Origin of the sequence: Streptomyces sp. YIM 121038, from assembly GCF_006088715.1 — a bacterium.
Classification (GTDB): Bacteria; Actinomycetota; Actinomycetes; order Streptomycetales; family Streptomycetaceae; genus Streptomyces.
The window spans coordinates 9318323-9331528 of record NZ_CP030771.1; the positions used below are offsets into that span (position 1 = coordinate 9318323).

Here is a 13206-nt window from a genome sequence, read left to right on the forward strand (position 1 = left end):
CGGCCCGGCCCGTCAGGGCCGTTCGGCCCGCGCCCGGGCGCCGCCCGGCCACTGTGCCGCGCGGGCCCCGGGGCGGACGCTGACAGCGTCGGGCCCACCGCGGCACGACAGGAAGGCACAGCGGTGAACACCATGACCACGTCCAGCACCCGCATGCTGCGGGCCCTGCCCGCCGCCCACCGGGAACGTCTGCTGCGCGTCGCCCGCGAAGTCCCCGTCGCCGAGGGCACCCGCCTGTTCGACGAGGGCGGACGCGCCGACCGCTTCTGGGTCGTCCGCACCGGCACGGTCACCCTCGACATGCACGTGCCCGGCCGCCGCTCACCCGTGATCGAGACCGTCGGCTTCGATGAACTGGTCGGCTGGTCCTGGCTGTTCCCGCCGTACGTATGGCAGCTGGGCGCCGTGGCGACGACTCCGGTACGCGCCTACGAATTCGACGCCCCTTCCGTACGGTCCCTGTGCGCGAGCGACCCCCGGCTCGGCGCCGCCGTAGGCCAATGGGTCGGCAAGGTCCTGGCCCACCGCCTCCAGTCGGCCCGCACCCGCCTGCTGGACCTGTACGCGCCCTACGGCAGCGGAGGTCCCCGCTAGGGCGGCGGCAGGGCGGCCCCCGGCGTGGCCTCAGGCCAGACCAGGAGGACCGGGCAGGGGGCGTGGTCGACGATGAAGCGGCTCGCGGGGCCGAGGCTGCGGGGCCCCAGGCGGCTGCGGTCGCCGTCGCGGGCGAGGACGAGCAGGTCCGCGCCTTCCGCTGCGGCGACGACTTCCCGCTCGGCGCGGCCGACGCGCTCGACGCGCGTACAGGGACGCCCGAGACGGTCGGCCGCGGCGGTCAGGAGGCGCTCGGCGGACGCGGCGGCCAGGTGCTCCACGGCGGTGCCGGGGTCGCGGTCGGGCCGGGCGCGGCCCAGCAGCCCGGCGTACGCGCCATGGGCGGCTCCGGGCGCTTCGGCCCCGGTGACGTGCAGCAGCACCACGTCGGCGGGCGCGGGCGCGTGGGCGCGGACGGCGTCGACGCACGTGGGCCAGGTGCCTTCGGCGATCCAGGCGATGACGGTCATGGTGTCCAGCCTCCTCGGCCTCCTCGGGCTCTTGGGCCCGTCAGCCCCCGATCACGACCAGCGACACCCACAGTGCCACCACTGAGAGCAGCAGCGCGGCGGGCACGGCGAGGAGCCCGAGCCGGGTGAACTCGCCCAGCTGCACGTCACTGTCGTGCTCGCGGACGATCCGCCGCCACAGCAGGGTGGCGAGGGAACCGGCGTAGGTGAGGTTGGGCCCGATGTTCACCCCGAGCAGCACCGCAAGGACGGCGCCGGGACCGGCCGGAGCGGTCAGCGGCAGCAGTACCAGGACGGCCGGAAGGTTGTTGATGACGTTGGCCAGGACGGCGGCCAGGGCCGCGATGCCGAGCAGGGCCGCGAATCCGGTGCCGTCGGGCACCACGTGGCCCAGCGCGTCGGCGAGCCCGTTGTCGACGACGGCGCGCACCACGACGCCCAGGGCCAGGACGAAGGCGCAGAACGGCAGGGACGCGGCACGCACCAGGGCGGTGGCAGTGGTGCGGCGCCGGAGCAGGGCACGGCCCCCGAGCACGGCCGCGCCCGCCGCTGCCGCCCACGCCGGGTCGAGCCCGACCGCGGAGGCCACCACGAAACCCACCAGCGTGCAGACCACCGTGGCCAGCGCGAACACCGGCACCTCGCGGAGCTCGGCAGCGGGCGGCGCCTCGGCTCCGGCGTCCAGGTCGGTGGCGAAGAACCGCCGGATGACCACGTACTCCACGGCGATCGCGGCCAGCCAGGGCAGGGCCATCAGAGCGGCGAAACGGGTGAAGCTCAGTCCGCTCGCGGCGAACGCGAGCAGATTGGTGAGGTTGGACACCGGAAGCAGCAGCGAGGCGGAGTTCGACAGATGGGTGCAGGCGTACACGTGCGGCGCGGGCCGCGCGCCGAGCCGGGCCGCGGTGGCGAACACCACCGGCGTCAGGAGCACCACCGTGGCGTCCAGGCTGAGCACCGCGGTGATCAGCGAGGCGGCGCCGAACACCTGCACCAGCAACCGGCGCGGGCTCCCGGCCGCCCGCCGGGCCATCCAGGCGCCGCAGGCCTGGAACAGGCCCTCGTCGTCGCACAGCTGAGCCAGGACCAGGACCGCCGCGAGGAAGCCGATCACCGGGCCGAGGCGGGCGGCCTCGTCCGCCGCGTGGCCCAGCGGGATCGCCCCGGTGGCGATGACCACCCCGGCGGCCGGGACGGCGACGACCGCCTCCGGCCAGCCCCAGGGCCGGACCACCGCACAGGCCAGGACCGCCAGGAGCAGAACGGCGGAGAGCGCTTCGGCGAGGGAGGCGTTCAGGGCGGAACCTTTCAGCAGCGGAGCCTTCCGCGGAGCCCGTCGAAGGCACCCGGGAGAGAGAACGGCAGGACAGCATGATCCGCTGCCGTGTCATCCTGCCACTCCGCGGGGCCCCACCAGGCCCTCGGCACCGTGCGGACCCGGCCGAGGCGGAGCGGAAGACGACCAGCCGGACCCACGACGTGGTGGCCGACCCGCCGCCCGCACCGCCCGGCGGATTCGACCTCGCGCACGCCCGGCTCGTCCTGATGCACATCGCCGACCGCGCCGAGGCCTCGGCACCGACGAGGAGAGTGGCCGGGCGGGGGTGAACCCGCCACGCCCCATCGCCTATCGGACACAGCAAGCCGTGCGTTCCGCTCAGCGGAATTTCGTCTTACCCCCGGCGCTCCCTTCGGGCATCGTCACCGTGTTCCCCAGGCGCACACGACTCAGCGAACTCACTCAGTGACACGCGCTGTCGATCAGCGCGACGACAGGAACGCGGGAGAAGCCATGAGGAAGAGGAAGACGAGTCCGGCTGTCCGCATGGGCGCGGCCTGCGCGACGGCGCTCGCGGTGACCACGGGCCTCGCGGGCCCCGCCGTAGCGGACGCGAAGCCGGCTCCCCCGTCCCGGGCAGCGCTCGACGGGGGCGCGCCACAACGGCTGAGAGCGGACTTCGACGGCGACGGCAGAGCCGATACCGCCGTGTGGCGGCCCTCCAACGGCACGTGGTACGTCCTGCGCAGCAGCAACGGCGGCCAGACGATCCAGCAGTGGGGCCAGCCCGGCGACGTCCCGGTGGCCGCCGACTTCGACGGCGACGGCAAGGCCGACCTCACCGTGTGGCGGCCGTCGAACGGCACGTGGTACGTCCTGCGCACGACGGACGGCGGCCAGACCATCCAGCAGTACGGCTTGTCGGGCGACGTTCCGTTGGCCGGTGACTTCGACGGTGACGGGAAGGCCGATGCCGCCGTGTGGCGCCCGTCCAACGGCACGTGGTACGTCCTGCGCAGCAGCAACGGCGGCCAGACGATCCAGCGGTGGGGCGAGTCGGGTGACGTACCGGTGCCGGGTGACTTCGACGGCGACCGGCGGGCGGACCTCGGCGTATGGCGGCCGTCGAACGGCACGTGGTACGTGCTGCGCAGCAGCGACGGCAGCCCGGCCTCGCAGCGGTGGGGTGAATCCGGCGACATTCCGGTGCTCGGCGACATCGATGGTGACCGGCGGGCGGACCACGTGGTGTGGCGGCCGTCGAACGGCACGTGGTACGTGCTGCGCAGCAGCAACGGCAGCGCGGCTTCGCAGCGGTGGGGTGAGTCGGGCGACGTGCCCGTGCCCGGTGACTTCGATGGTGACCGGCGGGCCGACTTCGTCGTGTGGCGGCCGTCGAACGGAACGTGGTACGTCCTGCGCACGACGGACGGCGGCCAGACCGTCCGGCAGTACGGCGTGGCGGGCGACATCCCGGTCTGACCGTCCCCACGGGCGGCGCGTTTCCGTCTCACCGGGCACAGCCGTGTCCCCGTAGCGTCGTCGCCGACGAAAGCGCCTGCATCCAACCTTTGGAGGTACGTGTGAAGACGTCACGACGGCCCGGCGCCCTCCTCGCGGCCCTGGTCCTGGGTCTGGTCAGCCTCTTCACGACCACCCTCTCGGCCTCGGCCTCGCAGCAGCCCGGCACACAGCGGGCCAAGGTCGGCTTCATGATCGCCTCGAACATGAACAACAGATGCCTGGAGGTAAGAGGGGCCAACCCCGGCAGCGGTGCCCTGGTCGCCATGTGGGACTGCTTCGGGGGCACGAGCGAGCGGTGGTACTGGGCCGGCAACACGATCCGCAGCGACCTCAACGGCAAGTGCCTGGACGTCGCCGCGGGAAACAGTGAGAACGGTGCCGCCCTGAACGCGTGGGACTGCCACGGCGGGGCTCCCCAGCAGTGGGTCTGGGACGGCACCCGGCTCCGCAACCCGGCGTACAACCGGTGTCTGACCATCGCCAACGCCAACTGGGGGAACGGCGCTGCGGTCATCATCTGGGACTGCAACCTGGGCTCCCACCAGCAGTGGCACACCACCTGAGCGGTGCGCCACGGGTACAGCGTCGCTGACCTGTCCGCGCCGTACGCGGCGGCCGAGGCGCCGCAGTGAGAGACGATCACCCGGGAGGAGGGCGGCACCCCGGCCCGCCCGGGTGATCGGAGCCGAGCTCGGCCTTGTGCGGCTCAGTACCCGCTGTCGTGCGACGACCCGCCGGGCCGCCGCGGGGCGTCGACGACACCGTCGTGCTGGGAGGCGATGAGGCGGGCGTAGACGCCGTCGCGGGCGAGCAGATGCGCGTGGGTTCCCGATTCGGCGACCCGGCCGCCCGCGAGGACGACGATGCGGTCGGCGGAGCGGATCGTCGACAGACGGTGGGCGACCAGGAGCGTCGTGCGCCCGGCCTGCAGGCGTTTCATCGCGGCCTGCAGCAGCGCCGTGTTCTCGGCGTCGAGGCTGGAGACCGCCTCGTCCATGACCAGGACGGGCGCGTCCCGCAGGAAGGCCCGGGCGATGGCGATGCGCTGGCGCTGGCCGCCGGAGAGCTGGGCGCCCCGCTCGCCGATGACGGTGTCGTAGCCGTGCGGGAGTTCGCGTACGAAGTCATCGGCGATGGCCCGCCGTGCCGCCGCCACGACCTGGGCGCGGGTGGCGTCCTGGCGGCCGATCCGGATGTTCTCGGCCACGGACGTGTTGAACAGGTACACCTCCTGGGGCACCAGCGTGATGAGTTCGCGCAGCGCGGCCTGGGGAAACGCGCGGACGTCGTGGCCGCCGACGGAGACCGAACCCTGCCGGGCGTCCCAGAACCGCATGAGCAAGTGGGCGCAGGTGGACTTGCCCGCGCCCGAGTGGCCGACCAGGGCCACCGTCTCGCCCGGCGCCACGGCGAAACTGACGTCGTGCAGGACGTCGGGGCCCCTCGTGCCGTAGCCGAAGGTCACCCGGCGGAACCGTACGTGGGGATCGACGGGCGGAGGGGGCGGCCGCGAGGCCAGGTCGGTGACGGTCGGCGGGGTGTCGAGGACGGTCAAGACGCGGTCCGTCGCGGCCCGTACCGCGCCGAAGTTGCGGGCGGTGGAGAGGATGTCGTTCAGCGGGGCGAAGCAGTAGACGGCGAGGATCACGGCGACCGGCAAGGTGGTCGCGGACAGCCGGTGGTCCGAGACCAGCAGGGAGCCGGTGACGAGGACGGTGGCCATGCCGAGGGTGACGAGGGCGTCCGCCGCGGAGTGCTCGGCGCCGGACCTGCGGCCGTGGGCGAGCTGGGCGCGGTAGAGGGCGGCCCCGCCGCGGCCGATCCGGTCGAGCCAGGCCGTCCCGCGGCCGAACGCCACCAGTTCCCGAAGCCCCTGCACACCGTCCACGACATCGGCGTTGACCTCGCCGAGCCGCGCGCGCAGCTCCCTTCCCTGGGCGCCGGACCGTGCGGCCAGCCAGACCGGGACGGTGGCGATCGCCGCCAGGAACGGCAGCACGGCCGCCAGAAGCAGGGGATGCAGCGTACCGAGCACCGCGAGCGCGCCGAACGGGACGACGACGGCGACGAGGAAGCTGATCACGGTGTGGGCGAAGAACTCCTCGGTCAGCTCGACGTCGGCCATCACCGTCGAGGCGAGGTCCCCGGTGCGGCGGCCGAGGAGATAGGCCGGTGCCAGGCGCTCCAGCGCTTCGTAGACCCGGACCCGCAGGACGGCGAGGATGCGGTACGCGATGTCGTGGACCATCCACATCTCGGCCCACGCCGCGGCGGCCCGCGCGATCACGAGCACGCCGAGCAGCACGACGCCGAGGCCGACGGCCCGCGCCGAGTGACCGGTGGCGGCCAGGCCGACCAGCCAGACCGCGGTGACCGCCGCCGCGATCCCGAGCGCCTGGTCGGCGATCCCCACCAGCAGCGCGAGGGCCAGCCTGCGGCGGAACCCCTTCATGAAGGGCAGCAGACCGGTCAACGCCGGGCCGTGCGGCGCCGACCGTGCGGCCGGGGTCATGGCGCCGCCTGCGCGGCGACCATGCGGGCGTAGTCACCGCGGCGGACCAGCAGACTCCGGTGGTCGCCGACCTCGGTGACCCGCCCCTGTGCCAGGACGGCGATGCGACCGGCGTCGCGGACCGTGGACAGGCGGTGGGCGACCACCAGGGTCGTGCGGCCCCGGCTCAGCGTCCCCAGCGCCCGCTGGATGTCGGCCTCCGCCGCGGCGTCGACGCTGGAGGTGGCCTCGTCCAGGACCAGCACGGGCGCGTCCTTCAGGAGGGCGCGGGCGATCGCGATGCGCTGCCGTTCGCCGCCGGAGAGCGTCAGTCCCCGTTCGCCGACCGGTGTGTCGTATCCGGCCGGGAGGGCCTCGACGAAGGCGTGTGCTCCGGCCGCGCGGGCCGCGTCGCGCATCTCGGCCGCGGTGGCGCCGGGCCGGGCGAGCCGGAGGTTGTCGGCGATGGTGCCGTGGAAGAGGTACGTGTCCTGGGAGACCACGGCGATCGTCTCCCGGAGCGTGGCGAGGGGCAGCCCGCGGATGTCCGAGCCGTCGACGAGGACCCGCCCGCCGACGGGTTCGAAGAAGCGCAGGAGCAAGGAGACCAGCGTGGTCTTCCCGGCGCCCGAGGGGCCCACGACGGCGAGTGTCCCGCCCGCTTCGAGCCGCAGGCTCACCTCGTCGAGGGCGGGGGCCGCGCGGTCGGCGTAGGTGAAGGTGACGCGCTCGAACTCGACCACAGGAGGCCGCTCGATCCGCCGGGGCCGCGGGGGAGCCGACGGCTCGGGCGTCTGCGGAACCGCGTCGAGGAGGGCGTGGATGCCCGCGGCGGCCGAGACCGCGGTGTGCCCGGCGTGCCAGAACCGGGACAGCTCGATGAACGGGCGGAAGCACTCGAACACCAGGAACAGGACGACGTAGAGCCCGGCGAGGTCCAACGCCCCCTGGGCGAGGCGCAGCGCGCCGACGCCCACGCTGAGCGAGGTGCCCGCCGCGACCCCGAAGGCGGTGAGACCGGTGTCGACCAGGGACACGCGCATCTGGGCCATCGTGGAGCGGTACAACACCTCGGCCCGGTCGCCGAGTTCGGCCCGGCGGCGCTCTCCGGCGTTGAACGCCTTGAGCGTCGTCAGGCCCTGCATGGTGTCGAGGTACTCGGCGTCGAGCGCGGCGTAGGCGTCCCAGTGGGCCTGTCCGCGCTCGCCGAGCAGCCGGTCCCACCAGCGCGGCGCCAGCGGGACGAACACCACGAGGGCCGCCACCAGTACCCCCACGACCCAGTCGATCGACGCCAGGTAGGTGACGAGGCCGACCGGTGCGAGAAGACAGACGGCCAGTTGCGGCAGATAGCGCGCGTAGTAGCTCTCGACCGCCTCCACGCCGTCCACCAGGGCCGACTGCACGGTGCCCGTCCTGGTCCTGGTCAGGTGGCCGGGGCCCAGGGCGAGCAGATGCGCGTAGAGGCGGCGGCGGAGCCGCAGTTTGGTCGCGGCCGCCGTCCGGCTGACGCACAGCTCGCGCAGCTGCAGCAGCCCGGCCCGTACGGCGACGAGCGCGAGGACCCCGGCGACCTGGGGGACGCTGGCGGTCCACGGCCTGTGGTCGCTCACCTGCTCCAGAACGGCGGCGACCAGCAGCCCTTGGCCGACGTAGGTGGCGGTGACGCCGAGCCCCACGGCCACCGCCGCCGCGATGTGCCAGCGGACAGCGGTGGCGAGTTCGAGGAGTCGGCGGTGGAGCAGCATCAGGCGTGCGGCAGCGGGAAGTAGTTGAGCTCCTCCTCCGTCAGCGGCCGCTGCCTCCAGCCGAGGGTGACCGCCATGTCCTGGATGCGCCTCCTGCCGAGGAACGGGAACGCCGCGGGGAAGTTGGGGACCAGACCGGGGATGAGCACCCGGACCACGCGGAACCCCGTCTTGGCGACGTCGTGGGTGGTCACGTCCACGTAGATGATCTCGTAGCCGCGTTTCTCGACCACGTCCCGGTACGTGGCCAGGGTGCGGTCGGGCAGCCGCGGCAGGTCGTCGACCGACCGGCTCGTGGGGGTGTCCACCCAGGGCCGCACCACTTCGGTGGCGCGCGGGTCGAGGAACAGCTGCTGCTGGCACAGCAGGTCGTTGACGTCGTGGAAGTCCTTCGCGTAGTCGTCGAGGTAGGCGCGGTCCTTGCGCCAGGGCTTGACCATGGCGTTGGTCCAGCCGGCCGCGACCGCCTCCCGGAACAGGCCCGCCGGGTCGTCGAAGTCGCGGGTGCCGTCCTGGAGGGTCAACGCCTCGCCCCACGCCTTGCGGGCGGCGTCCACCGGGTCGGGCCGGGCGCCGAAGCCGATGGTGAAGAGCTTCTCGATGTGGTTCTCGACCACTCCCGCCAGGACCGGCACGTCGAACTCGTTGTCCAGCTGGATGAGCCAGGCCCGCTGGCCGAGTTCGGCGGGCCGCCCGGCCCACAGCGCGGCGAGTTCGGGGGGCTGTTCCACCTTGGGGAGCGGATGGCGGTTCATCCACCAGATCATGGTGGCGTCCCGCTCGATGACCTCTTCGATGCCGGAGACCAGCGCGTCGTCCAGGGTGTGCCCCGCGGCGAGTCCCGGGTAGTAGAGGAAGTTGGTGGGCGGCACGTTCGCGTACTGGTCCATGTACCAGTTGACGTACACCAGGCTGGCGGGCACCCACACGGGCCGGTCGGCGGTGAGCGAGTGGCCCGGCACCCAGTGGGTGGTCCGGTCGTGGGTGAACCGGACGAACGGGAAGCCGGGGCTGTCGTACAAGCGGTCCGAGTAGAGCACGAGGCGGTTCGGGTCGAGTGCGGATTCCCCCGCCCGCTCCAGGTCCTGGTACGAGGCCTCACGGACGTCGACGGTCTCGGTGATGCAGTTCCCGCAGTACCGCTCGACGGCCTCGCCGATCGCGGCGCTGCGGGCGGCACGGAAGTTGCGGAACGCGGTGCCGCCGCAGACCACGTTGTTGGCCCAGGTGTACAGGCGGCGCATGTCGGCGACGTTGGTCTGCACCGTGACCAGGCGGTCGGGGACGGACTTGTCGTGCTCGAAGATCTGGTGGGAGGCGATCAGGCCGGTGCGGTTGTCAAGGAGGAGCCGTTCGTTGAAGGGCGGGGTGTCGTCGTTCAGGGGCCGGTCGGGCAGCGGAAGCACCGGGTGGCGCGCGATGGTCAGCTCGACCGGGTCGAGTTCGATCTCCGCCCACAGCGACCACGCGGTGACCCCGGCGACCCAGCGCTCGATGTCGATCAGCAAGTAGGAGAGCATCCACAGGAGTTCGGAGGGCGTCGGGGCGCCGCCCGCGCCGAAGACGGCCTCGCCGGTCAACGCGGCGTGGACGTCGGGCCGTTCGGCCGCCGTGAGCCGTCGGCCCAGGAGGTCCCGGTAGTCGGGCGTGCGGCCGGGTGCGACGGTCGGCCCGGCCCAGCCGCGGCCCTCGCTGAGGTGGAACGACGACCACAGGACCCGGTGCTCGGCGCAGAAGTCGTTCAGCGACTCCAGATAGCCGAGGTCGAAGCGGTCGCGCAGGGCGAGCACCACGGGCTTGTGGGCCGGATGTGCCGCCAGGGCGTCCGCGAGGCCGGACCTGGGCGTCACCTCGACCGAGGCGAAGTTGGCCGTCGCCGGGCAGACGCGGGCGACGTCGGTCAGCTCCGCGTCGCCCGTGAGGATCAGCGGTGTGGCCGTCACCCGCTCGGGGTCGGGCCGTGGTCCCTGGTCGAACCGCAGCCAGTTGGCCTCGCCCGCGATGGGTTCCGCCGTGCTGAGTCCACCGAGTTCCGTGAGCTTCTCCAGGACTTCGCGGTAGCCCGCCGGGTCGGAGGTGGTGCGGACGATCTCGTCGAGGGGGGTCGCGCCGTCACAGCGGGCCAGGACCGCCGCGACGTCCTCGGGCGCCGCTTTGATCTCGAAGAGGCCGCCTCTCGGGGCGATGGCGAGCGTGTGCCGCGGCGCGCCCGGGCGGGGCCAGACAAGTGGCCGTAATTCTACGCGCACCATCCGGGGGCAGCCGATTCCGATGGATTCATTGACCGTCAACGATTCCTCCAACCCATGAAGTTCCGGGAATCGCCGGTCGGCGATTCCCGGAACCCGGCACCTATTTCTCAGTCGTTCCAGGTGAACACAGGAGCGATACTTGAGTGGTTGTGGCTCGGGGCCAGCATCCTCCGAGTGCGGTGGAAATCAATGTGCACGATCATTCGGTCCTCCTCACGGACATACGGCTCCCATCACGGATGTCGCCGCATGGTAGAGAGGGTGGTCTGCCAGGAGGGGCGTCGCACATACGCATTTGAGCGTAGGAACCCGGAGGGCGGCCGATTCCCGACTCCTGCATCCGTCTCGCTCCTGCACGACAAATGCAATAGCTAAACTGCCGCCAAGAGGTGGCGTAACGGCCGTGTGGGATTAACGACGTGCGACATGGAAATACGCGGACCGGCCCCCAGGGATTTCCGTCGGGCTTCGGCCATCTCGACCGAATCGTGTCGGCGCGACCCAAGTGCACCCGCGTACGGGACAAGTGGGTGTGGCTCAGCAGACTGGTGAGGTCACTTTGCCCGCCGCATGTAGTTGGCCGATTCAACGCTATGGGGGCTCAGTCCGTCGGTACCTTCACCAGGTCCAGGCGGCCGCCCGCCAGCGCGATGGTCGCGGAGACCAGGGCCTGGAGGGCGAGGTCCTCGCCGGGCTGGTCCGGGGTGTAGAGGCACTGGAGCGTCAGCCCGTCGAAGCCGGCGAGGAAGAAGCGGGCGATGGCCTCCGCCGGGTGGGCGAGCTCGTGCCCGGTCCGGGCCGCCGCCTCGGACACCAGCTTCGCCGTCACGTCGTTCACCCCCTGGTAGTAGCTCCCGAGGGCCTCCGTCATCTCGGGGGTGCGCAGGGCGACCATGCTCAGTTCGGTCTGCAGGTTGTAGCGCATCGCGTCCTCCCGCACGGTGCGCCACAGGACGCTGACCAGGGCGACGATCGTGTCCTCGAAACCGGCGTCCCGCGGGGTCGCCCGCTCGACGTGGGCGATCAGGTCGGTGGTGAGTTGTTCCATCACCGCCCGGTACAGATCCGCCTTCGTGCCGAAGGTGTAGTGGACCGTGGCCTGCGCGACACCGAGCTCGGCAGCGATCGCGCGCGTGCTGCCCGCGGCCACTCCCTCCCTGGTCATGAGGTCGATGGCCGCTTTGATCAGTTGAGGGCGGCGCTCGGCCGCGGAAACGTGAGCCATGCGCCCATCCTACCGACCTAGTCAGGAGAACAAGTCACCCGACCAAGTTGCCTTCGCGCCGGGGTCACGAGGTGCTGATGACCACCTTGCCGAAGGCGCCGCCGGAGGCGTAGTGGCGGTAGGCGTCGACGGCCTCGTCGAAGGGGAAGACCCGGTCGATCAGGGGCCGGAGCCCGTGCGCCTCGATGACGGCGTTCATGGCGGTGAACTGGGCGCGGCTGCCCACCGCCACGGCGCGGACGGTGGCGCCGGAGGCGAACAGGGCCCGCGGGTCGAGCGGCTCCGCGGTCTTGCCGACGAAGCCGACGCACGCGACGGTGCCGGCCAGGGCGACGGCGCGGACGGACTCGTGGAGGAGCCCGGCGACGTCGACGACGCGGTCGGCGCCCCGCCCGCCGGTGCGGGCGCGGACCTCGTCGGCCCAGTCGGGCGTGGCCGTGTAATCGACGACGTCATCGGCGCCGAGGCCGCGCAGCCGTGCCGCCTTGGCCGGGCTGCTGGTCGTGGCGATCACCCGCGCGCCGAGCGCCTTGGCGAACTGGAGCGCGAAGAGGGACACGCCGCCGGAGCCCTGCACGACGACGGTGTCGCCGGGCCGGACGCCGACGCCGTCGCCGGTCAGCGCGTTCCAGGCCGTGACCGCCGCGCAGGGCAGCGTCGCGGCCTCCTCGTACGACAGATGGGCGGGGACGGTCACGAGCGAGTCCGCGTCGACGACGGCGTACTCGGTGAGCATGCCGTCCAGGGAGCCGCCGCGCTGCGCGAGGTGCTCCACGGCGAACGGGCCGTCCTGCCAGGAGGGGAAGAGCGTGGCGGCGACGCGGTCGCCGACGCGGACCGCGTCGACGTCCGGGCCGACCGTGACGACGTCACCGGCCCCGTCCGACACGGGGACGACGTCCGGCTCGACCGGCAGGACGTAGGTGCCGTCGAGGACCATGAGTTCGCGGAAGCTCAGGGATGTCGCGCGCACCGCCACCACGGCCTGGCCGGGTCCTGGCGCGGGGACGTCGTGCTCGCGGACGGTGAGGCCGGAGAGTCCGGCGCCGCTGTGGGACAGGTGGTAGCTCCGCATCGAAAGGCCCTTCGTGTGACGGGGGTGGAGGCGCCGGGCGCAGGGGTGCGTCACGCGGCGTCGGACTCGGCGGCGAGCGGGACCTCGCCCGCGGTCTTGCTGAAGCCGAACGCCTCGGTGATCCGGCCGCCCGTCACGCGCATGACGTTGACCCCGCGCACCCACTGGTCGGGACCCGCTCCGAAGCGGTAGCTCCACACGATCGTCGCGCGCTCGCCCGCCACGATGACCTCCTGCGGCGTGAACTGCGTGGCGCGGTCGTCGATGACGGCCGACCACCAGGCCGTGCACGCCTCACCGCCGCGGACCAGCTCCCCGCCGGGCGCGGGCTGGACGCTCTCCATGACGCAGTCCTCGGCGATCAGCCCTGCCAGGAGACCCGTGTCGTGCTCGATGAAGGCGCGGTTGAAGCGGTCGATGACCTCGGTGGTGTCGCGGACGGAGCCGACGGCCTCGGTGGTGTGGCGAGTGGACATGATGCCTCCCCAGAAGGGATAGACCGTTCGGTCTATCCGCTGTCGCTGGAGATATAGATAGACCAGTTGATC

At 72.4% G+C, this 13206-nt stretch carries 11 protein-coding genes and 1 pseudogene; 4 read left to right on the forward strand and 8 right to left on the reverse strand.

Annotated elements, in window-relative coordinates; translation table 11 throughout:
* Window positions 1-132 precede the first annotated feature (132 nt).
* A complete protein-coding gene (locus C9F11_RS39390) occupies window positions 133-594 on the forward strand; it encodes a cyclic nucleotide-binding domain-containing protein (RefSeq protein ID WP_138964858.1) in 462 nt (153 codons plus the stop codon).
* Here C9F11_RS39390 and C9F11_RS39395 read toward each other — a convergent pair.
* Both C9F11_RS39395 and C9F11_RS39400 read right to left on the reverse strand, forming a co-directional pair.
* A complete protein-coding gene (locus C9F11_RS39395; RefSeq protein ID WP_138964860.1) occupies window positions 591-1064 on the reverse strand; it encodes a universal stress protein in 474 nt (157 codons plus the stop codon). The two genes, C9F11_RS39390 and C9F11_RS39395, sit on opposite strands and share 4 nt — an antisense overlap.
* 40 nt (window positions 1065-1104) lie before the next feature.
* The gene (locus C9F11_RS39400; protein WP_138964862.1) at window positions 1105-2361 is read right to left on the reverse strand and encodes an SLC13 family permease; all 1257 of its coding nucleotides are present in this window, start codon (window positions 2359-2361) and stop codon (window positions 1105-1107) included.
* A gap of 176 nt (window positions 2362-2537) precedes the next feature.
* On the opposite strand from C9F11_RS39400, the pseudogene C9F11_RS39405 reads away from it, so the two are divergent.
* The 3 genes and pseudogenes from C9F11_RS39405 to C9F11_RS39415 all read left to right on the forward strand — a co-directional run.
* A pseudogene (locus C9F11_RS39405) lies at window positions 2538-2636 on the forward strand (SAM-dependent methyltransferase); the annotation flags it as partial.
* 220 nt (window positions 2637-2856) lie between these two features.
* Window positions 2857-3825 carry an FG-GAP-like repeat-containing protein gene (locus tag C9F11_RS39410; protein WP_138964864.1) on the forward strand — a complete coding sequence of 323 codons (969 nt, stop codon included), beginning with the start codon at window positions 2857-2859 and terminating at the stop codon, window positions 3823-3825.
* 101 nt (window positions 3826-3926) lie between these two features.
* Window positions 3927-4430 (forward strand): RICIN domain-containing protein, encoded by a 504-nt coding sequence (locus C9F11_RS39415; protein WP_138964867.1) that lies wholly within the window; start codon window positions 3927-3929, stop codon window positions 4428-4430.
* 143 nt (window positions 4431-4573) lie between these two features.
* Here C9F11_RS39415 and C9F11_RS39420 read toward each other — a convergent pair whose 3' ends face one another.
* The 6 genes from C9F11_RS39420 to C9F11_RS39445 all read right to left on the reverse strand — a co-directional run bounded on the left by C9F11_RS39420 (window position 4574) and on the right by C9F11_RS39445 (window position 13134).
* On the reverse strand, window positions 4574-6379 hold the full coding sequence (locus tag C9F11_RS39420; protein WP_138964869.1) for an ABC transporter ATP-binding protein: 1806 nt from the start codon (window positions 6377-6379) through the stop codon (window positions 4574-4576).
* Complete coding sequence (locus tag C9F11_RS39425; RefSeq protein WP_138964871.1) at window positions 6376-8106, reverse strand: ABC transporter ATP-binding protein; 1731 nt, start codon at window positions 8104-8106, stop codon at window positions 6376-6378. The genes C9F11_RS39420 and C9F11_RS39425 overlap by 4 nt, the downstream gene beginning before the upstream one ends.
* Window positions 8106-10397 (reverse strand): YcaO-like family protein, encoded by a 2292-nt coding sequence (locus C9F11_RS39430; RefSeq protein ID WP_138964873.1) that lies wholly within the window; start codon window positions 10395-10397, stop codon window positions 8106-8108. Before C9F11_RS39430 ends, C9F11_RS39425 begins: the two co-directional genes overlap by 1 nt.
* Window positions 10398-10959: 562 nt before the next feature.
* Window positions 10960-11583: a TetR/AcrR family transcriptional regulator gene (locus tag C9F11_RS39435; protein WP_138964875.1), complete on the reverse strand. Its 624-nt coding sequence runs from the start codon at window positions 11581-11583 to the stop codon at window positions 10960-10962.
* 64 nt (window positions 11584-11647) lie between these two features.
* Window positions 11648-12658, reverse strand: a complete 1011-nt coding sequence (locus C9F11_RS39440) for an NAD(P)-dependent alcohol dehydrogenase (RefSeq protein WP_138964877.1) — start codon at window positions 12656-12658, stop codon at window positions 11648-11650.
* 50 nt (window positions 12659-12708) lie between these two features.
* Window positions 12709-13134, reverse strand: a complete 426-nt coding sequence (locus C9F11_RS39445) for a nuclear transport factor 2 family protein (RefSeq protein WP_138964878.1) — start codon at window positions 13132-13134, stop codon at window positions 12709-12711.
* Window positions 13135-13206 lie beyond the last annotated feature (72 nt).

Bases quoted from the DNA above. Each gene is read 5' to 3' on its own strand.
- C9F11_RS39440 (WP_138964877.1), bottom strand. From the start codon at position 12,658: ATGCGGAGCTACCACCTGTCCCACAGCGGCGCCGGACTCTCCGGCCTC.
- C9F11_RS39445 (WP_138964878.1), bottom strand. From the start codon at position 13,134: ATGTCCACTCGCCACACCACCGAGGCCGTCGGCTCCGTCCGCGACACC.
- C9F11_RS39410 (WP_138964864.1), top strand. From the start codon at position 2,857: ATGAGGAAGAGGAAGACGAGTCCGGCTGTCCGCATGGGCGCGGCCTGC.
- C9F11_RS39395 (WP_138964860.1), bottom strand. From the start codon at position 1,064: ATGACCGTCATCGCCTGGATCGCCGAAGGCACCTGGCCCACGTGCGTC.
- C9F11_RS39435 (WP_138964875.1), bottom strand. From the start codon at position 11,583: ATGGCTCACGTTTCCGCGGCCGAGCGCCGCCCTCAACTGATCAAAGCG.
- C9F11_RS39390 (WP_138964858.1), top strand. From the start codon at position 133: ATGACCACGTCCAGCACCCGCATGCTGCGGGCCCTGCCCGCCGCCCAC.
- C9F11_RS39420 (WP_138964869.1), bottom strand. From the start codon at position 6,379: ATGACCCCGGCCGCACGGTCGGCGCCGCACGGCCCGGCGTTGACCGGT.
- C9F11_RS39425 (WP_138964871.1), bottom strand. From the start codon at position 8,106: ATGCTGCTCCACCGCCGACTCCTCGAACTCGCCACCGCTGTCCGCTGG.